Genomic DNA, 19174 nt, shown 5'->3' with positions numbered 1-19174 from the left:
ACGGCAGGCCTTAAGCATTAACGTTTTATTCGGTTATGGTGCCATGCGGAAGCGGCTCCACTCGCCGCCGTCGCGGCGCTCAAAACGTAGCCGGTCATGAAGGCGGCTAGGCTGCCCTTGCCAAAACTCGATCATTTCCGGTGCAACACGATAGCCCCCCCAGTGAATCGGGCGGGGAATCTGCTGATTATTGTAGGCTTGTTCAAAACGCTTCTGGCGGTCTTCAATCCATTTACGACCAGGAATCACAACGCTCTGAGTCGCAATCCAGGCCCCTAACTGGCTGCCCCGCGGACGGCTGGCAAAGTACTCGTCAGACTCCGCAGCTGAGACCTGCTCAACAGGGCCCTCAATACGCACTTGACGAGATAGCGAAGGCCACCAAAAGGTCATGGCCGCGTAGGGCACATTGGTTAATTCACTGCCCTTATGGCTATGGTAGTTGGTAAAGAAGACCATTCCACGCTCATCAAAGCCTTTCATCAGTACGACCCGGGCGTGGGGTCTGCCTTGGCTATCAACGGTGGCAAGCGTCATGGCATTGCTATCTTTCTGCTCTTTTTCCAGCGCGAGGGTGAACCACTCGTCGAACAGCACGAATGGATCGTCGGGGGTTTGGGATTCATCTAACCTCCCGCCTTCATAATCACGCCTGATATCGGCTATGTTGCGTGTCATCAAATGCTTCTCCCTTGAATTTCATCCATGGTCGCTGGTCTATGTTTAAAGCTCAAGTGACCGCTCACAATGGATGTTTTACGCGCTCATCCACTGGCGTTATTTTAGTCGGTGCGATGGCTTTCTGTAAGCGTATAATTACCACCAGTGAAGGAAGGTTGCGACTTACTGTCTCGAATTCTATGAGACAGCGGGAATAAATGCGAAAATCTCTCACTAACTGTTAGCTGACAATGTTGGGCTCACCAACCGATTAGCTCACAACCGCGGGCCCATCATGGCTGAGAGAGGAAGAGGTAATGCGCAACGCTAGGGTAACGGTTGAGGTATGGGATCTATGGATTCGTCTGTTTCACTGGGGATTAGCAGCAGCGGTGTTAGTGTCTTTTTATACCACTAAAACCAGCGGCAGCCCTTTTCTATTCCCAATCGAAGTCCATGCGCAGGCGGGTTACTTGGTATTAGGGTTACTTGTTTTCCGTTGGATATGGGGCGTTATGGGGAGTGTATACGCACGACTCAGCACTTTTTTATATCCCCCTAGTAAAACGCTAGGCTATTCAAAAGCGCTCTTAAAGCGTAAAAACAGCGCTTATGCCAGCCATAACCCGTTGGCTGGCTGGATGGTGTTGATTATGCTGCTGTCGCTTAGTTTTCAGGCGCTTAGTGGCCTGTTTTTAAGTGACGATATTTTCTTCCAAGCCCCCTTGTATGGTGTGTTCGGAGATTATATTGGTAGTCAGTTGAGAACGCTGCATCAGTTGAACAGCGATCTGCTGATTATCTTAATCGGACTGCACTTATTGGCGGTGGTGATACATCGGCTACTAGGCGAGCCGTTGCTGACGGCTATGGTGACGGGTAAGAAAACGTTTAGCCAGCAGCCCGTTGATGCGCGTAACGAGTCGTCGCTTTCTACCTCACTGCGTATACGCGCGATCGGAGCCTTACTCATTGCTGCTGGCGTCATCCTATGGCTATGGTTTTAACGCTCTCTTTGGCGAAGCTGGCGACTGCGAAAGCGCGCGTAACCCATGCACCCTGCAAAGAGAGCCAATGACACGCCAGCCTCTACAATCCCGCGTGCACTTTGTCCTGGCAACGTTGCTAGCATTACGCCTTGGGTAAAATAGAGCAAACTGACAAACGCGAGCCATGCATGTCCCCGGGCGCGTTGACCAATGATCGAGGGCAAGAACAGTACCAGGGGGAGTACAAAAGCCACCACTGGTCGCCAGTTAAACTCATCGCCCTGGACCAAGAAGCCACGGTAAATTACTAGTAGCAGTAGGATGATAAAGCTGGCCAATACCAGTTGGCGGGTTGTCTGCGTGAGCTTATCGATTCCATAGCGCGCTTCTACGTCTTCTAGCCACTGCCTCATACAGCCTCCTGACGCATTGCGTGCAGTGCCAGGGCGAGTCGTGCCAAGCGTTTACCCTGGGCAACGCACAGCGCGCGCTCGTGCTCATCGACCGAGCGGTCGCTACGCGTGCCTGCCAGATGGCTTGTGCCGTAGGGAGTGCCGCCGCTACTCGTCTTTAGCAAGGTGGTTTCACTGTAAGGCACACCGGCATAGACCATGCCGTGGTGTAGCAGCGGGACCAACATAGTGAGCAGCGTGCTCTCCTGGCCACCGTGCAAGCTCGAAGATGAGGTGAAGGCGCTGGCGGGCTTGTCGATCAGGGCACCGTTCATCCATAGGCTGCTGGTGGAGTCGATGAAATATTTAAGTGGCGCGGCCATATTGCCAAACCGGGTAGGGCTGCCTAACGCCAACGCGCTGCAGTTGCGCAGGTCATCCAGGTCAGCATAAACAGCCCCTTCAGCAGGAATTTCGGGTTCAACGGCTTCACAGGTAGTGGACACCGGCGCCACCGTGCGCAGCCGTGCCTGAATGCCGGGCACACTCTCTACACCCGCGGCAATTTGCTGCGCCATGGTGGCTGTCGCGCCTGAACGCGAGTAGTAGAGAACTAAAACGTAAGGTGTTATGTCACTCATTAGCTGTCCTGAAAGAAGTCTTTGATGCCTATGGTACCAGAGCTAGTGGCATAACCGCGTCGTAGAAAAACGCATTTTGCTTTTCTGGTAAGCGTAAATAAACCCACGCACAAGAGCCATCGTCGAGGATTTTAATCACTCGCTCATAGCGAATTCCCAGCCGTTCATAGCGGTCTAAACGGGCGAGTTCAACAGCATCAACACGTAACCGCAGCCCCTTAACACGATTACCTGGCTGGGGGGAAAGATCGAGTCCGTTGCGCCGATACCCTTCAAGCACTGCGTCCTCTGGGTCGCCAAAACTCCCCATGACCACTAAGCGGATAGGCGCATAGCGCAGAGTGCCGTACACAAAGACTTGGTGAGTGCGCTGTTCAATAGCGGGAAGGTCAGCAGGGCGATTATAAAACCACGGGCTGAGCATGCTTAACCAAAGCCATCCAGCCACACCGAGTAGTGCGACAGCGAGGGCAATAAAAAGGCGTTTTAGCCAAACTTTTTTAGCCAAACCGTAATGCCTCTAAAGGTGGATTGTCGTAAGGCTGCCTAGCTTGGCGTTCCAAATAGACGATGACAAGTTGTATGTTATCGACTTATTTTATTGGCTTAAGCAAAGTGTCTGGATTTGTTAAGCTATGTCTGAGAACTAGTCTAGTCACTAGACCCGACCGAAGGAGCCTGCAATGAATCAGCCACTTCGTGATGAACTGGATTTCCGAGCTCTCGTAGGCGATGTTGAGCCGCTGCCAGCCACCAATCGAGCAGATCCTGGCGCTAATCGCAAAAGCCCCTCCGAATCGCAGCTTGCCCGACGGGAATGGGCAGCAGAAGAGCTTGGATCTCAGAACTTCTTATCCGATGACTTTGTCGATCTGCTGCCACCCTTTGATCCTATGGAGTATCGCCGCGAGGGTATTCAACAGGGTGTTGTCGATAGATTAAGACACGGCGGCTATAGCGTGCAGTCGCAGCTACATATGCTACGCCGCCCCTTGAGTGAGTGCCGCCGCCTGCTATTTCCATTTATTCAGGAAGCGTACGCACACGATTTACGCTCGGTACTGATCGTCCACGGCCGTGGGCGTGAAATTGACAGCCCCGCCAATGTGCTGCGTTCGTACCTAGCCAAGTGGCTCAGTCAGTTTGAGGAGGTGCAGGCGTACGTATCGGCACAGCCTTCAGAAGGGGGGCTAGGCGCTACCTGGGTGATGCTGCGTAAAAGCGCTCGCGCTAAAGCTAATAACCGCGAGCGCCAGCAGAAAAGGAAAGGATAGATACAAAAGTGCTCCTCATTGAGGAGCACTTAATGCTGGGTTGATTATCAAGCGTAAGACAACGCCTTGTCGGGCGCTTTTTGACGCAAGCGAAATAGTGGTTCGGGCTGATCAGTGGCGGGCTGGTAAGCACGGCTGAAGATATGCAAGTTGCGTAGGGCATCTGCAACCCACTGATCTTTTCTAAGCGAGAGACCGTCGAATCCGCAGCGTGTCATAAAAAACAGCTGATCCACTAGCACATCACCAATAGCACGCACTTCACCCTGGTAGGCATAGCGTTCGCGTAATAGGCGCGCCACACTATACCCACGACCATCTGTAAACTTAGGGAAATCGACTGCAATCAACGGCGCGTCTGAAAGGCGTTCAGCTAATTCGGGTGTCAGTTCGGTATCTGCTGGCAGCCAGGGCGCTGTGATCTTGCTATCGAATGCGCGTTCGAGCCATGTTGATAGCGGCACAATAACAGGTTCGTCAAGTGCGACTTCGGTTGCCTCAGGATCGAGTACCAGCGTCCAGCAGTCCTGGGCCTCTTGACCACGAAACAGATAAGGGCGCGAGCGTTCGGCCGACTCGTTCTCAACAGACAGGTTATCTTCAGAAGAAGGCTGATTAAGCATAAACGCGCTCCTTGAAAGGCTTCAGGCCAATACGGCGGTAAGTATCCAGGAAAGTTTCACCGTTTTGACGCTCACCTACGTAAACATTTAACAGCTTATCAATCACATCAGGCACGTTTTCGCGGCTGAATGATGGGCCAAGAATCTTGCCCAGGCCGGCATTATTGCCCTGGTCACCGCCAAGGGAAATCTGGTACCACTCTTCGCCTTTCTTATCGACGCCCAATATGCCGATATGGCCTACGTGGTGATGCCCACAGGCATTCATGCAGCCTGAAATATTAAGGTCTAAGGGCCCCAGGTCGTAAAGAAAATCCAGGTCTTCAAAGCGCTCCTGAATCGACTGAGCAACAGGAATCGACTTAGCGTTGGCAAGCGCGCAGTAGTCACCGCCAGGGCAGCAGATAAGATCTGCTAGTGTACCGACGGTCGGGTTTGCCAAACCCAGTGCGTCCAAATCGTGCCATAGCGCTTCCAGCTGGTCGGCGGGTACGTCGCCAAGCACCAGGTTTTGCTCATGTGTTACGCGAATCTCGCCGAAACTGTACGTGTCTGCCAGATCCGCTATCTGGTGCATATGCTCCCAGGTAACGTCGCCTGGCGAATGACCACTGCGCTTCAATGATAGCGTAACCGCTTTGTAGCCTTTGACTTTATGGCCCTGCACGTTGTTCGTCATAAAACGAGCAAAAGCGCGGTTTTCCTGACGCAGTGTATCAATGCGCGCAATGGCTTCATCACTCACCGGGCGGCGGTCAGGGTCGATAAAGTAGCCGGCAACCCGCTCGATGCTTTCATCTGTCAAGGTTTGCGGGCCATCTTTAAGGTGCGCCCACTCTTCTTCCACACGGCGGCTAAATTCTTCTGCGCCGAGTGCTTTAACCAGAATCTTGATCCGTGCCTTAAACTTGTTGTCCCGGCGGCCAAACTGGTTATAAACGCGAACCAGTGCCTCCAAGTAGGTTAGCAAGTGCTGCCAGGGCAAGTCCTCACAAACGACTTCACCAACCATGGGAGTACGGCCCAAGCCGCCGCCCGCCAGGACTTTCACGCGTACTTCACCGGCATCATCACGCCATAGACGCAATCCCACATCGTGAACCTGAATGGCAGCACGATCCTGCTCGGCACCGGTTACTGCGATTTTAAATTTCCGGGGCAGGTAAGCAAACTCAGGATGAAACGTCGACCACTGACGTATAAGCTCGCACCAGGGGCGTGGGTCGACTTCTTCGTCTGCCGCGATACCGGCAAACTGGTCTGTCGTGGTATTACGAATGTCATTACCACTTGTCTGGATTGCGTGCATTTGAACGGTGGCCAGCTCGGCTAGCATATCCGGCACGGTTTCCAGCTTGGGCCAGTTCAGCTGCAGGTTGGTGCGTGTCGTAAAGTGGCCGTATCCGCGGTCGAAATCACGCGCTAGATCGCCCAGCTTACGCAGCTGATAGGACGCCAGCATGCCGTAGGGGATAGCGATCCGTAGCATGGGAGCGTAGCGCTGAACATACAACCCGTTCTGCACCCGCAGAGGGAGAAATTCTTCGTCGCTAAGTCGGCCGGCAAGGTAGCGATCCATTTGATCGCGGAACTGAGCAACGCGCTCATCAACCAGGGTTTGGTCGTGAATATCATAACGGTACATGTGGCACGATCCTGCTAAAAAGCGAAATGGTCACGTTGAGACGGACGTTAATGTAGCCCTACCTTAACGCGGGCATCATATTCTACAAAAGAATATATAATTATCTTTTTATCTCTAAAAGCTATTTAGAATATGCCACCACTCAGGTGGCTAGCTAAAAAGCCGGGGCCAGCCAGCGACGGCGCTGCCATACCCATAAAAATCCTAGTGAATTGATCAAGCGGTAAAAAAGCTGCATCAACCAAATACCAAGTAAACCGTGCTCCAACCCAACCCCGACCCACCACGCCAAGGGCAGAAAAAGCAGCCACTGCGTTCCCAGGGTCAGCAGCATCACCGTGCGTTGAGCCCCCGCGCCCATTAACGCTTGGGCAAGCACTAAGGCCGCAGCATCGAGCACAATCATCACCCCGGTTAGCTGCAGGGGGAGTGTGCCCAATGCAATTAAATCACGACTGCTGAAGAAAATGCCCAGTACGTGCTCAGGCGCTATTAGCATGGGCAGTGCCAGTATCAGCAAAAGCAGCCAGGCAACCCGCAATGCATCCAAGCCCCAGCGGTGGGCTTCTTGTTGAGCATCACGCCCTAACGCCTCACCAACCAAGCTCATGACTGCAACTCCGACACCTACCCCTGGCAAAATTAGCAGCAGCGATAAGTTAATCAGTACATGGCCAACCGCAACACTGGCTGTACCTAACTGGCTTAATAGCCAAAAAAGCACCGCGTAGCCCGCTGCAAACAGCAACTGCTGTATGGAGTGCGGAGCAGACAGTGTCAACGTAGTGCGCAGGCTGGCAAAGCCGGGCAGACGTGTCAAAAAATGTTGCATAGAAGCACGATTGAGGCTCACACAGCCCCACACAAGCAATCCGACAAACAGCGACAGTGTGGTACCGACACCAGCCCCGCTGGGACCCATTTCGGGCAGCCCCGCCAAGCCATAGATCAAGCCGGCACTGGTCACTACGTTAAGCAGATGAACCGCCACGATAATACGCAAATAGAAATATGTCTGCTGGCGACCATTCCAGTAACCGCGAAAGCATAGCGTTAAGGCGATCGCCACCAGTGACAGCACCCGCCAACGAAAATAGTTAACGGCCACGTCCTGAACGGCATCGGCTTGGTTAATCAAGCCAACCAGCAGCGGTGCTTGCCACCACGCCCAGAGTGACAGCGGCAAAGCAACGGCGAGCCCGATAACAAGCCCTGACTGCAGCGGCTGGGTGAGACAACCATGAGAAGCGCCGACGCGATGGGCGGTTTGCGCTTGCACGCTGGAGGAGAGGCCAAACACCACCGCGCTAAGCATAAACATGGCGTAGCCGCCCACCCCCACACCGGCAAGCGCCACTTCACCCAAATGCCCCACTAAGGCAGCATCGATTAAGTTGAGCATGCTCTGCGAGAGCATGCCCAGCATGATCGGTAAGGCAAGGCGTATCACCTTGCCGTGGCGACTTGCTGACAGCACCAATTAGCTCGGATCGTAGGAGAGCACCGGCGAGAGCCAGCGCTCCATTTCCTCAAGCGGTGCCTGTTTACGCGCGGCAATCGCTTCGACCTGGTCGCGGGTAATTTTCCCAGTCGAAAAGTATTTTGACTGGGGATGGGAGAAGTACCATCCCGCAACCGCCGCCGCTGGCCACATGGCGAAGCTTTCGGTCAGTGCCAAGCCAGTGTTCTCGGTGGCATTCAGCAGCCGGAACAACGAGGCTTTTTCAGTGTGGTCGGGGCAGGCGGGGTAACCGGGGGCAGGGCGGATACCCTGATACTTCTCTGCAATCAGTGCATCATTGTCCAAGGTTTCTTCCGGTACATAACCCCAGAACTCTTTACGTACGCGCTCGTGTATCCGTTCGGCAAAGGCTTCCGCAAGGCGGTCGGTTAATGCCTGAACCATGATGGCATTGTAGTCGTCACCTGCCGCTTCGTACGCTTTGGTGAGCTCATCCACGCCGTGGCCGGTGGTCACGGCAAAGCCGCCAATCCAGTCGGCTTTGCCGCTCTCTTTTGGGGCAATAAAGTCGGCCAGGCTGTAGCAGAGTCCGTCGCGGCCTTTAGTCGTCTGCTGACGAATATGATGCAAACGCTCCACGACTTCGCTACGCGACTCGTCGGCATACACCTCAATGATGTCATCATCGACACTATTGGCGGGCCATAGACCGATAACGCCGCGGGCCTGAACGCGCTTCTCTTCAACCAGCTTGCGCAGCATGACTTTGGCGTCGGCAAACAGGTTGCGGGCGGCCTCGCCGACGACTTTATCATCGAGAATTTTGGGGTACTTACCCGCTAGCTGCCAGCTCATAAAGAAGGGTGTCCAGTCGATGCACTCGATCAGCTCTTCAAGGTCGTAGTCGTCAAAGGTTTTCAGCCCGAGCATATTGGGCTCGGCGGGGGGATGGCTGTTCCAATCAGTACGAAAACGCCGCTTGCGGGCTTGGGTATAGTCAAGATCTGCCGCTTTGGGGCGGCGCTTGGCGTTACGTTCGCGAACTTTTTGGTACTCTTCGCGAATCTCCGCCACATAAGCGGCTTTTTGATTGGGCGCCAATAAACGGCCCGCCACGCCCACGGCGCGGGAAGCATCGGTGACATAAATGACCGGGTGCTCATACTGCGGTTCGATTTTCACTGCGGTATGCGCTTTCGAGGTAGTGGCACCACCAATCAGTAGCGGTAGGTCTAGACCCCGCCGTTGCATCTCTTTGGCGACGTGAACCATCTCGTCCAGTGACGGGGTGATCAAACCCGAGAGTCCGATAATATCGGCGTTGTGCTCTTTGGCGGCCTGCAAAATTTTATCCGCGGCCACCATGACACCAAGGTCAATCACCTCATAGTTATTACACTGCAGCACCACGCCGACGATGTTTTTACCAATATCGTGCACATCGCCTTTGACCGTGGCCATGACGATCTTGCCCTTGGCTTGGATATTCTCGCTCTTCTCCGCTTCAATATAAGGGATCAAGTAGGCGACGGCCTGCTTCATAACGCGCGCCGACTTGACCACCTGGGGCAGGAACATCTTGCCAGCGCCAAACAGGTCGCCAACCACATTCATGCCGTCCATCAGCGGGCCTTCGATCACCTCGATGGGGCGTTCTGCCTGGACGCGGGCCTGTTCGGCATCACCTTCTATATAGGCCGTGATACCTTTAACTAAAGCGTGCTCAATACGCTTATTGACCGGCCAGTCGCGCCACTCAAGATCCTCTTTCTTGGCAGCACCACTGCCATCGCCCTTATATTTATCGGCAATATCCAGCAGCCGTTCGGTGCCATCGCTACGGCGGTTGAGTACTACGTCTTCAACGGCGTCGCGCAGCTCGGCAGGCAGGTCGTCGTAAACGGCTAGTTGACCGGCATTGACGATCCCCATGGTGAGACCCGCGCGGATCGCGTGATAAAGGAACGCCGAGTGAATCGCTTCACGCACCGGGTTATTGCCACGAAACGAGAAAGAGACGTTCGAGACACCACCAGAGACCATGGCGTGAGGCAGGTTTTCACGAATCCACTGGGTCGCTTCAATAAAATCGACCGCGTAGTTATTGTGCTCCTCGATGCCCGTGGCGATGGCAAAGATATTGGGGTCGAAGATAATGTCTTCGGCAGGGAAGCCAATCTCATCGACCAATAGACGATAGGCGCGCTGACAAATTTCGGTTTTACGTGCGAAAGTATCTGCCTGGCCCTCCTCATCAAAGGCCATCACGACGATAGCAGCGCCAAAACGGCGGCACTTGGTCGCTTGTTCACGAAAGGCAGCTTCCCCCTCTTTCAACGAAATGGAGTTCACTATCGCTTTGCCCTGAATGCACTTCAGGCCCGCTTCGATGATCTCCCACTTAGAGGAGTCGATCATAATCGGCACCCGGGCGATGTCTGGCTCGCCGGCGATCAAGTTAAGAAAGCGCTCCATGGCTTCCTTAGACTCGAGCATACCCTCGTCCATGTTGATATCGATTACCTGAGCGCCGCTCTCGACCTGCTCAAGGGCGACTTCTAGCGCAGTGGTGAAGTCCTCTTCTACGATTAGGCGCTTAAAGCGCGCTGAGCCTGTGACGTTGGTACGCTCGCCGACGTTGACGAACAGCGAATCGGCTTCTATGTTGAACGGCTCTAAGCCGGATAGACGGCAGGCGCGGCTGCGCTCGGGAATCACACGCGGCGGCATATCGCGGACAGAATCAGCAATGGCGCGAATGTGCTCAGGCGTGGAGCCGCAACAGCCGCCGATAATATTGACCAGGCCGCTAGCGGCAAATTCGCTAACAATCTCCGACATCTCTTCCGGCGTTTGGTCGTACTCACCAAACTCATTGGGCAGCCCGGCATTGGGGTGCGCGGAAACGAAAGTGTCGGCTTTGGTGGAGAGCTCTTCCAGGTAGGGGCGCAACTCTTCGGCCCCCAGCGCACAATTCAACCCCACAGAGAGCGGCTGAGCGTGGCGTACTGAACTCCAGAAGGCTTCGGTGGTTTGACCTGAGAGCGTACGACCCGAGGCATCGGTTATCGTGCCCGAGATCATCACAGGTAAGCGCTCGCCACGATCATCGAATAGCTCTTCCAGGGCATAGATCGCCGCTTTGGCATTGAGCGTGTCGAAAATGGTTTCGATCATGATCAGGTCGGCGCCGCCCGCAATCAGGGCGCTAGCGGCTTCGTAATAGTTCTCACGCAGCTCGTCAAAGGTGACGTTGCGCTTGGCTGGGTCATTGACGTCTGGCGATAGCGAGGCGGTGCGCGAGGTGGGGCCTAGTACACCCGCGACGTAGCGGGGCACACCGGTTTCAGCGGCTACCGCATCGCACACTTTGCGGGCTAAGCGCGCTGACTCGCGATTGAGCTCAACCACCAGCGATTCCATGCCGTAATCGGACTGTGACAGTTGGGTGCTATTAAAGGTGTTGGTCTCGATAATGTCCGCGCCGGCCTCTAAATAGTCGCGGTGAATACGCGCAACGAGATCGGGGCAGGTGAGTGCGAGCAGATCATTATTGCCTTTGAGATCTGAGGGCCAGTCGCTAAACCGTTCGCCACGAAAATCCTCCTCGCTCAACTCGGCATTCTGCAGCATGGTGCCCATGCCGCCGTCCAGAATTAGGATGCGTTCGGCAAGGCGTTGGGTGAGGGTTGCGGTCAAAGCACTATCAGCCATGGCAGGGGGAGTTCTCCAGCGTCACAGTAGTCAATGGGGATATTGTTATCGTCGGGAAAGTAGCATCTGTCGTTATAGAGGCGTGCAATTGTAGCAAAAGGGAGTGCAAAAGGCGCCCTTTGGAGCAGCTATGAGCTGTGTTTGCAAAGCTAATTACCCCAAAAACTGATGGCTGTGCCTAAATTGACCATTTGCTGCCAGCTAATAGTTTACTAAAACACTCGGGATTGTGTCGGCGCGCCGTTTTGCTTACCATAGGCACAAATGACATGTGAAGTGGCGCTGCCACTACCACGGGAGGAAGACAGCCCTCATGACCACGACTAGCGAAAAAGACACCAATGTCGATACTCAAGGTATCGATATTACCGATAGCGCGCAGGAGTACTTGGCGGAATTGCTAGAAAAGCAAAACGTTGAAGGTATCGCTGTACGTATCTTTATTACTCAGCCGGGTACGCCTTACGCAGAGACCTGCTTGGCTTATTGCCGCCCTGGTGAAGAAGAGCCGACCGACGTCACCCTGGCGCTCGAGAAAATCAGCGTTTTTCTCGATAAAAACAGCTTGGCGTTTTTGGAAGAGGCGGTGGTGGATTTCAATGCCGACCGCATGGGTGGCCAGCTGACCATCAAAGCACCTAACGCCAAGATGCCCAAGGTCAACGCCGACAGCCCGTTGGAAGACCGTATTAACTATGTGCTTTACAGCGAGATTAACCCTGGGCTGGCGGCCCACGGCGGTGAAATCAAGCTGGTTGAGCTCACCGAGCAGCAGTATGCGGTATTGGCCTTTGGCGGCGGCTGCCAAGGCTGCGCGGCGGTTGATTTAACCCTAAAAGACGGCGTTGAGAAAACTCTGATGGAGCGTATTCCAGAGCTTGCCGGTATTCGCGACGTTACCGATCACAGCGACACCACCAACGCTTACTACCGCTAAACTCGATAGCTAACGCAAGAAGCCCAGCTCCAGCAGCTGGGCTTCTTGCGCATTTGGATTATTTAATTTTTAGCGCCGCTATCCTCTTCTCTCTGTTTTGAAAGTGCATCTGGAAGCGCCGTTAGCTGCGTTTGCAGTGCTTCCATGCGACTCCAGAGTCTCTCTTGCCATGCTTGCTGTAGTGCTGTTTCACGCTCTGCCTGCTGCTTGGCCTGCTGATTTAGCGCCGCTTGCGCCTGTTCATTTTGCAGGCTTAATTCCTCGGCCTGCTTCTCCAGCACAGTCATTTTTTGTTGACTCTCAGCCAGCTGCTGCTCCCGCTCGCTGGCGTCTAGCTGTAACTGATAAACACCCTGCTGCTTGGCGGTGAGCTCTTGGCTCAGGGCCGCAATACGTTGCTCGCCTTGTTGTGCCCGCTTTTGGTAGCTCTTCTCTTCTTGGGCGCGCGCCTGCTGGGCACTATCCAGCATGGCCATCAGCCTGCCTTCCGCCGCTTCGTGGCGTTGTTCTTCTTGTGAAAGTCGCTGTTCAAGCGCTGCCTGCTGCTCGCTGAGGGCTTGGCTATGGGCACTTCGCTGCGCTTCAGCCTGAGTCTCTAGCTGCTGCTGCACCTGCTTTAACTGGGTAGCGTCTCGTCGTGCCTCGTCGGCTAACTGTTGCCAGTGGCTTTCGCTCGTTTGACTGGTCGCCAATTCACGACTTAACGCCTCCATACGCTGTTCCATATGGCGTAAGTGCTCGGCAAGGGCGCTTTCACGTTGTTCAGCGTTTGCTGCTTGGTGCTTAGCCTCTTCGGCTAGTTGCTGGGCAGTCTCCACTTGGCGGCTAGCATCCTCCCGATAGTGCTGCAGAGTGTTATTTGCCACTTCTTGCGCTTCACGCCACAGCTCACTCGCCATTGTCACAACGGCTTCCGGCACCCCTTTGGGTGGCGGCACGTCACGATTCTGCTTCCGCTCGCTGCGCCACTGGCGAAAATGGTCACTGATGGTCGTAAAGCTACCGGTGCCCAAAACATCGCGAATGCGCTGAACACTAGGCGTGTCGCCACGGGCGAGCAGTGCATCAATGGCTTGTTGAACATCGCTGTACTGAATGCCGTTGCGGGCCATGGGCGATCCTTTCCGTGAAGTATTTAATGCGCCTATTGTCAGCATTGAATAACCAAAAGGCAATATTACGTAATACATAAAACGTAATATTATTTATCAATAGGCATATAAATTCAAGATTACTCGTATTATCTTGAATTTATACCGCTACAGCGGCACACTTAGCTACCAAAACGACGCTGATTAAATAGTCTGTAAAGAGGGCGCTTAGCCATGGTGAATGAGCTGGCAGCAAGCTTGGAAAGTCCATTAATGCTTGAAAAAGCAGATAATAGTGAGCTTTTGCATAGGCGAATTGATGCGCAAAACGATGCCCAAGCGGTTATGGCGTGGCTTGATGAGTACGCCGACAGCCCGCAAACCTGGAAAGCGTATCGGCGTGAATCGGAGCGGCTTTTGCTATGGCTAGCGAGCCAGCGACTGACGCTGGGCGACATAAATCGTGAAGCGCTTCGCCAATTTGAAGCCTTTTTAGCCGATCCCCAGCCCAGCGAGCAGTGGGTGGGCCCTTCGAAGCCACGCACGCACCCCGAATGGCGGCCATTTCGCGGCGTTTTATCGCCTTCTAGCCGTCGCCAGAGCCTGGTCATTCTGCAAGGGATGTTCGCTTGGTTAGTCGAGGCTGGCTGGGTCAGACATAATCCGTTTCGCCTTATGCGCGATAAATCGCGGCGCTTAAATAACCAAACGCCGCGCATTGAGCGCTATTTGGAAGGTGATCTTTGGGCATGGCTATGGCAGTGGCTCAATAGCCCATCAGCAGAAAAGGGCGGACGCGACGAGTTTTTACAGGCGCGGCGGCGCTTTATTTTTGGCTTTGCTTATCTGCTTGCGCCACGCATTAGTGAGATGGCAGATGCGCGGATGGGCGATTTCCAGCACAGCGAAGGGCGCTGGTGGTGGCACGTAGTGGGCAAGGGCAGCAAGGTGGCGCGCATTCCGTTGCCTGAGGACATGCTTGAGTGCCTAGCCGAGTGGCGTCAGGGATTGGGGTTGCCTGAACGCCCTAGTTCGTTAGAAGCGACAGCTCCTGTGCTACGGGCCTTGGACGGTCAGCGGGGCCTTGGTCAGAACCAGCTGTATCGACTCATTAAAGCGACGTTCCACCAGGCGGCGCATGCCCTTGCAGCCGATGGGGGCACGCCTGGCTATGTCTCTGCGCTGCGCCAAGCAACGCCACACTGGTTACGCCATACCTCCATCACCCACCAAGCCCAGGCGGGTATCAGCTTGCGGCACTTGGCCGAGAGCGCCCGTCACGCGCGGCTCGATACCACCTCACGCTATTTACATAATGAAGATAGTGAGTGGCACCGCGAACAGCAGCGCCATCGGTTAACCAATTCTGTTACAACTCCCCTCAAGCCCTCCTTGAGCCGTTATAATGGGGTAGATTGAGTTGAAGACGTTAGTTAAAAATACCCAGTAAAAGGAAACACCATGAGCACTTCCGGCGCCGAGCAGGCCCAGCAAGAGCTGATTGAAGATTTCGAAATCTTTGATAACTGGATGGACCGTTATCAATACATTATCGATATGGGCAAGCAGTTACCTGATTTTCCCGAGGCATGGAAAACCGAAGAGCTTAAAATTCAGGGCTGCCAGTCAAACGTGTGGATACGCCACGAAGAGGAGGGCGATAGGCTGGTTTTTAAAGCGACGTCCGATGCGGCGATAGTTTCCGGTTTGATTGCCGTACTTTTAAGAATTTACAGCGATCGCACAGCGGCTGAAATTCGCGCGACCGAACCGCACTTTTTGGCGGACTTGGGCTTGGATAAGCACCTTTCGCCGACGCGCAGCAATGGTTTACACGCCATGCTGGAGAAAATTTACCGGGTTGCCCAGCAGAACTAACCAGGGGCGGTCTAGTGGGTGTGATGGTCGCAGCAGGGCATTTGCTCATCCTCTTGGCAAAGCCGCTCACTGCGGCCACCGGGTACCGGATCCATGCCGCCAGGGTTGCCCGGGTGACACTTAACGATTCTCTTGGCCGCCATCCAGCCGCCTTTTAACGGCCCGTGGACCTGAATGGCTTCAATAGTGTAAGACGAGCAGCTAGGCCAGAAGCGGCAGCGAGGGCCTAAAAGCGGGCTAAGCGTGTACTGGTAAATCCTGATGCAACCAATCATTACTTTCATTAATGCCCAGCGCGGGGCTGATCGCCAATGAGCCACTTCTAAGACTCGCTTTTTTTGCCGTAGAGCGTGTCAGGATCAATCAGCGGATTACTGGTGATCGAGGCTTGCTCGTCGTTCACGGCAATATAGAAACAGCTACGCCGCCCGGTGTGGCAGGCAGGCCCGGTTTGCTCAACTTGCAGTAATAGCGTATCGCCATCGCAATCGAGGGCCGCGGATACTAACAGTTGCTGTTGACCCGATGACTCGCCTTTACGCCACAGTTTTTGCCGCGAGCGCGAGTAGTAGCAGACCCGCTGAGTGGTTAAGGTCTCTTCCAAGGCTTCACGGTTCATCCATGCCATCATTAGCACGTCTTTGGAGTCGTGCTGCTGGGCAATCGCCGGTATTAAACCGTCGTTATTAAAGCGAACGGCTGCTAGCAGGGTGGCGACAGCGGGCAGGCTATCTTCAAGAGTTGCGCGCTCCAGCTGTTTAAATAGAGCCTCGGGCGCGATGTGATCAAACTGAGACATGGGTCATTACTCGCTAGCTGTCTGACGCGGTAGCTGTTCGGCAGTCTTGGCAGAGCCCTTGCAGCTCAATGGTTTGGCGCTCAACGTTAAAACCTTGGCGCTTTGCCAGCGCCGCCAGCCGGTCACTGATCTCGTCTAAATGTAGCTCTTCCACATAGCCACAGTGACGGCAGATCAACAGCTGAAAACCATGAGCATGTTCCGGACAGGCACACGCTACATAGGCATTCTGTGACTCAATACGGTGAACCAAGCCCTGGTCAATTAAGAACTCTAAGGCACGATAAACCGTCGGCGGACGAGCTGCCGCATGCTCGGTAGATAGCTTGTCGAGCAGATCGTAGGCTTTCAGTCCGCCGCCATTTTCAGCAATCAGTTCGAGCACGCGTCGCCGAATAGGGGTAAATCTCACCCCATTAATATGGCACTGAGACTCTGCCTGCTGCAGTAGTGTATTCGCGTGGGTCATGGGCAACTCGTTGAACGTTATTCAGCCTAGGCTCGGTTAAAGCCTAGTCTACGCGCTGGCGGCAGTAGTGTCAGGGCTTTCCTACCAGCTGGCTCTCTACCAGTTCGCTCTGACGTGCAAAATGGTGCTGGGCAAAGGCAACACGCTCTTTTGCGGTTACGCCATCGGGCTGACGCTCAATAAGATCAAGGCGGCGGCGCAAGCCTTCACCGTTGGTCATTTGAATGGCTAAGCCTGGCCGCGCGTTGAGTTCGAGCAGCATCGGCCCATGCTGGCGATCCAGCACCATGTCAGTACCGAGATAACCTAGGCCGGTCATTTCATAGCAGCCAGCTGCCAAGTTAAGCAGCGTTTCCCACTGAGGCACCACCAAACTGGCCAAATCGTGCCCAGTGTCTGGGTGGCTAAAGCAGGGGCGGTCAAACTGGACGGCGCGCAATGCGGCACCTGTGGCAATGTTTAAGCCAACACCTACCGCACCCTGGTGCAGGTTAGCTTTGCCGTCGGATGCTGCGGTGGAGAGGCGCATCATAGCCATCACAGGGTAGCCCTTGAACACGATTACCCGTATATCGGGAACGCCCTCATAGGTGTAGTCCATCAGGCTTTCATCGAAATTAATTAACGTTTCAATAACCGCCACATCGGGCGAGCCGCCCAATGAGTAGAGCCCGGATAGAATATTTGACACGTGCCGTTCAACATCGGTAATCGACTGATGCGCACCGCTGGGCTTGATAAAGGCGTTATCTTCTACCTTCTCGATGACCAATATACCTTTGCCGCCGCTGCCCTTGGCTGGCTTGATGACAAAGCCAGCGTGGCCGGTGAGCATTTCACCAATATGCTTGACGCCAAACTGGGTGGTTACCGTGCCGATAAGTTCTGGCGAGGTAATCCCGTACTGCTGGGCCAGCAGTTTGGTTTTGAGTTTGTCGTCCACTAATGGATAAAGACGGCGGCTGTTATAGCGACCAATATAGCGAATATTGCGTCGATTCATGCCAATGATACCTTTATCACGCAAACGTGTGGGCCAGGTCCAGTTTTGCAACCAACTCATGAGGGTTTCTCATCATCGGTAATTGGTTTGAAGCGGCGCAGTTCTAGCAGCCGATAGCCCGTGTAATTGCCTAGTAAGAGGATAAGCGCCATCAATATCAGTTGAACGCCAAGGAAGTTAAACGTGATGTGGCGCACCCAAGGATTGTTCATCGCCAGGTAAGCAAGAATCGCCGTTAACAAACTGCCACCACCTTGGATAAGCACCTGTTTTGGTCCTTCTTCTTCCCATAGAATCGACATTCGCTCGATGGTCCAGGCAAGGATAATCATCGGGAAGAAGGTGATCGTTAAACCTGCACTGAGCCCCATTCGGTAAGCTAAGACGGTAAATATCGAAATGATCGCAATGACCGTTATGATCACCGCTGACACCCTGGCCACCAACAGCAAATTCAAATAGGAGAGGTAGTTACGAATAACCAAACCGATGGCAACAATGAGCAGGAAGCCAATTAAGCCCGTGGGCAGGGTAGTTTGAATGAAGGCGAGGGCGATTAGCACCGGCATAAAGGTGCCAGACGTTTTGATACCTACCAACACCCGTAAAAACACCACCATCAATGCGCCTATCGGTATCAGCAGAATGGTTTGGAACAGGGCTTGCTCTTCCAGCGGCAGACTGTGAATCGAGAAATTCAGCAGCGTGTCTTCTGCGTAATGGTTGCGCACAGCCGCTGAGGCGGGCTGGTCGTGGGTCATCATCGAGAAGGTAACGCGGGAGTTGGTGCCACCCAAAACTTCCAGTACGGCACGGCCACCAGTTTCCCATAACAGTAGGTTGTCAGGCTTACCTTGCTCACCGGTCGACGGGTTGAAAATTTCCCACTGTTCGCCAGTTTCATTAAACACCTGGACCCAACTGCTCAGTATTTGGCGGCGGCGTCCATCTTCCAGCAGCAGGCCACTGACCTCCCGTGCCAGCACTCCCGCGTCATTGAGCAAGCGCACCACCAGCGCAGCCGGGGTTTCTTGCGACAGCAGCAGCCGAGCATTCTCTTCCTGTCGCTCACCGTTGATATCGCGAATTAGCTCACGAGCAAAAGTGGCATTATTGGCACTTCGCGCCCACGCTTGCTCAATTAACTGTTCTGCGGCACTGTCATAGGGGCTTTCCCATGGCGTTGCAGGAGCCATTTCAGGTGGTGTCTGAACTGGCGAACGGGCATCTTCCGAGACTAGCATTTGAACTGAGTAGTACAGCGTTTGGCTGCCAGCCGCTTCGCGAATAGTCCACTGGGCGGTGCGGCCCAGCTCGTCCGCTTGGTAGGCTAACCCATAGCCTGACGATGCCGTATTCTCAGTTAATACCCGATAGCCCGCTTGGTGCGAAGGTAGCGCCAAGTCGACCTGGACTGGGCCGTTCTGAGCATTAAGGTTAATGCCGGCTTCAATTTCCCACACCTGACGCTGCTCACCAGGCAGCCAGGGGATTTCAAACTGCACATGGCGATGTACGCTGGTCGCAATACCCGCGACCAATAGCAGGCCGACAATAATATAAAACATTAACCGTGACATGGAGATTCCTTTCCGTG

19 protein-coding genes are annotated in these 19174 nt (G+C 54.2%); 5 read left to right on the top strand and 14 right to left on the bottom strand.

Features of this window, described 5'->3' with window-relative positions:
- Nucleotides 1-33: 33 nt before the first annotated feature.
- Nucleotides 34-678, bottom strand: coding sequence for a pyridoxamine 5'-phosphate oxidase (gene pdxH, locus ACQE2I_RS09190; RefSeq protein WP_427031359.1), 645 nt, complete (start codon nt 676-678; stop codon nt 34-36).
- A 299-nt stretch (nt 679-977) separates the two neighbouring features.
- Between pdxH and ACQE2I_RS09185 the strand changes: the two genes are divergently transcribed.
- The gene (locus tag ACQE2I_RS09185) at nt 978-1667 is read left to right on the top strand and encodes a cytochrome b/b6 domain-containing protein (RefSeq protein ID WP_427031358.1); all 690 of its coding nucleotides are present in this window, start codon (nt 978-980) and stop codon (nt 1665-1667) included.
- Here ACQE2I_RS09185 and ACQE2I_RS09180 read toward each other — a convergent pair.
- From ACQE2I_RS09180 to ACQE2I_RS09170, 3 genes are read right to left on the bottom strand one after another with little or no spacing between them, the layout of a single operon-like run.
- The gene (locus ACQE2I_RS09180; protein WP_427031357.1) at nt 1664-2062 is read right to left on the bottom strand and encodes a DUF2069 domain-containing protein; all 399 of its coding nucleotides are present in this window, start codon (nt 2060-2062) and stop codon (nt 1664-1666) included. The genes ACQE2I_RS09185 and ACQE2I_RS09180 overlap by 4 nt on opposite strands.
- Nucleotides 2059-2682 (bottom strand): NAD(P)H:quinone oxidoreductase, encoded by a 624-nt coding sequence (gene wrbA, locus ACQE2I_RS09175; RefSeq protein WP_427031356.1) that lies wholly within the window; start codon nt 2680-2682, stop codon nt 2059-2061. The genes ACQE2I_RS09180 and wrbA overlap by 4 nt, the downstream gene beginning before the upstream one ends.
- A gap of 28 nt (nt 2683-2710) precedes the next feature.
- Entirely contained in the window at nt 2711-3190 is a 480-nt protein-coding gene (locus tag ACQE2I_RS09170) for a gamma-glutamylcyclotransferase family protein (protein ID WP_427031355.1), read from the bottom strand.
- Nucleotides 3191-3365: 175 nt separating this feature from the next.
- Between ACQE2I_RS09170 and smrA the strand changes: the two genes are divergently transcribed.
- Nucleotides 3366-3956 (top strand): DNA endonuclease SmrA, encoded by a 591-nt coding sequence (gene smrA, locus ACQE2I_RS09165; protein ID WP_427031353.1) that lies wholly within the window; start codon nt 3366-3368, stop codon nt 3954-3956.
- Nucleotides 3957-4003: 47 nt separating this feature from the next.
- On the opposite strand, the gene ACQE2I_RS09160 is transcribed toward smrA, so the two are convergent.
- The 4 genes from ACQE2I_RS09160 to metH all read right to left on the bottom strand — a co-directional run bounded on the left by ACQE2I_RS09160 (nt 4004) and on the right by metH (nt 11400).
- Nucleotides 4004-4579, bottom strand: a complete 576-nt coding sequence (locus ACQE2I_RS09160) for a DUF934 domain-containing protein (RefSeq protein WP_427031351.1) — start codon at nt 4577-4579, stop codon at nt 4004-4006.
- Entirely contained in the window at nt 4572-6224 is a 1653-nt protein-coding gene (locus tag ACQE2I_RS09155) for a nitrite/sulfite reductase (protein WP_101145532.1), read from the bottom strand. The genes ACQE2I_RS09160 and ACQE2I_RS09155 overlap by 8 nt, the downstream gene beginning before the upstream one ends.
- Nucleotides 6225-6378: 154 nt before the next feature.
- The gene (locus ACQE2I_RS09150; RefSeq protein ID WP_427031417.1) at nt 6379-7650 is read right to left on the bottom strand and encodes an MATE family efflux transporter; all 1272 of its coding nucleotides are present in this window, start codon (nt 7648-7650) and stop codon (nt 6379-6381) included.
- Nucleotides 7651-7704: 54 nt separating this feature from the next.
- A complete protein-coding gene (gene metH, locus ACQE2I_RS09145) occupies nt 7705-11400 on the bottom strand; it encodes a methionine synthase (protein ID WP_427031350.1) in 3696 nt (1231 codons plus the stop codon).
- Nucleotides 11401-11713: 313 nt separating this feature from the next.
- Here metH and nfuA point away from each other — a divergent pair, with 313 nt between their 5' ends.
- Nucleotides 11714-12337 carry a Fe-S biogenesis protein NfuA gene (nfuA, locus tag ACQE2I_RS09140; RefSeq protein ID WP_427031349.1) on the top strand — a complete coding sequence of 208 codons (624 nt, stop codon included), beginning with the start codon at nt 11714-11716 and terminating at the stop codon, nt 12335-12337.
- Nucleotides 12338-12399: 62 nt separating this feature from the next.
- On the opposite strand, the gene ACQE2I_RS09135 is transcribed toward nfuA, so the two are convergent.
- Nucleotides 12400-13449 (bottom strand): DNA-binding protein, encoded by a 1050-nt coding sequence (locus ACQE2I_RS09135; protein WP_427031348.1) that lies wholly within the window; start codon nt 13447-13449, stop codon nt 12400-12402.
- Nucleotides 13450-13701: 252 nt separating this feature from the next.
- Between ACQE2I_RS09135 and ACQE2I_RS09130 the strand changes: the two genes are divergently transcribed.
- Both ACQE2I_RS09130 and ACQE2I_RS09125 read left to right on the top strand, forming a co-directional pair.
- Complete coding sequence (locus ACQE2I_RS09130) at nt 13702-14847, top strand: tyrosine-type recombinase/integrase (protein ID WP_427031416.1); 1146 nt, start codon at nt 13702-13704, stop codon at nt 14845-14847.
- A 42-nt stretch (nt 14848-14889) separates the two neighbouring features.
- Nucleotides 14890-15306, top strand: coding sequence for a SufE family protein (locus ACQE2I_RS09125; RefSeq protein WP_427031347.1), 417 nt, complete (start codon nt 14890-14892; stop codon nt 15304-15306).
- An 11-nt stretch (nt 15307-15317) separates the two neighbouring features.
- On the opposite strand, the gene yidD is transcribed toward ACQE2I_RS09125, so the two are convergent.
- From yidD to ACQE2I_RS09100, 5 genes are all read right to left on the bottom strand, one after another.
- The gene (gene yidD, locus ACQE2I_RS09120; RefSeq protein ID WP_427031415.1) at nt 15318-15590 is read right to left on the bottom strand and encodes a membrane protein insertion efficiency factor YidD; all 273 of its coding nucleotides are present in this window, start codon (nt 15588-15590) and stop codon (nt 15318-15320) included.
- Nucleotides 15591-15628: 38 nt separating this feature from the next.
- The gene (gene hisI / locus ACQE2I_RS09115) at nt 15629-16105 is read right to left on the bottom strand and encodes a phosphoribosyl-AMP cyclohydrolase (protein WP_427031345.1); all 477 of its coding nucleotides are present in this window, start codon (nt 16103-16105) and stop codon (nt 15629-15631) included.
- Nucleotides 16106-16118: 13 nt separating this feature from the next.
- Nucleotides 16119-16574, bottom strand: coding sequence for a transcriptional repressor (locus tag ACQE2I_RS09110; RefSeq protein WP_427031344.1), 456 nt, complete (start codon nt 16572-16574; stop codon nt 16119-16121).
- A 70-nt stretch (nt 16575-16644) separates the two neighbouring features.
- Nucleotides 16645-17637, bottom strand: coding sequence for an alpha-L-glutamate ligase-like protein (locus tag ACQE2I_RS09105; protein WP_427031343.1), 993 nt, complete (start codon nt 17635-17637; stop codon nt 16645-16647).
- Nucleotides 17634-19157: an inactive transglutaminase family protein gene (locus ACQE2I_RS09100; protein WP_427031342.1), complete on the bottom strand. Its 1524-nt coding sequence runs from the start codon at nt 19155-19157 to the stop codon at nt 17634-17636. The genes ACQE2I_RS09105 and ACQE2I_RS09100 overlap by 4 nt, the downstream gene beginning before the upstream one ends.
- Between the last annotated feature and the right edge of the window lie 17 nt (nt 19158-19174).

The sequence above is a fragment of the Halomonas sp. H2 genome, from assembly GCF_050215315.1.
GTDB lineage: Bacteria > Pseudomonadota > Gammaproteobacteria > Pseudomonadales > Halomonadaceae > Vreelandella.
This window is presented reverse-complemented; position numbering and strand designations above follow the sequence as displayed.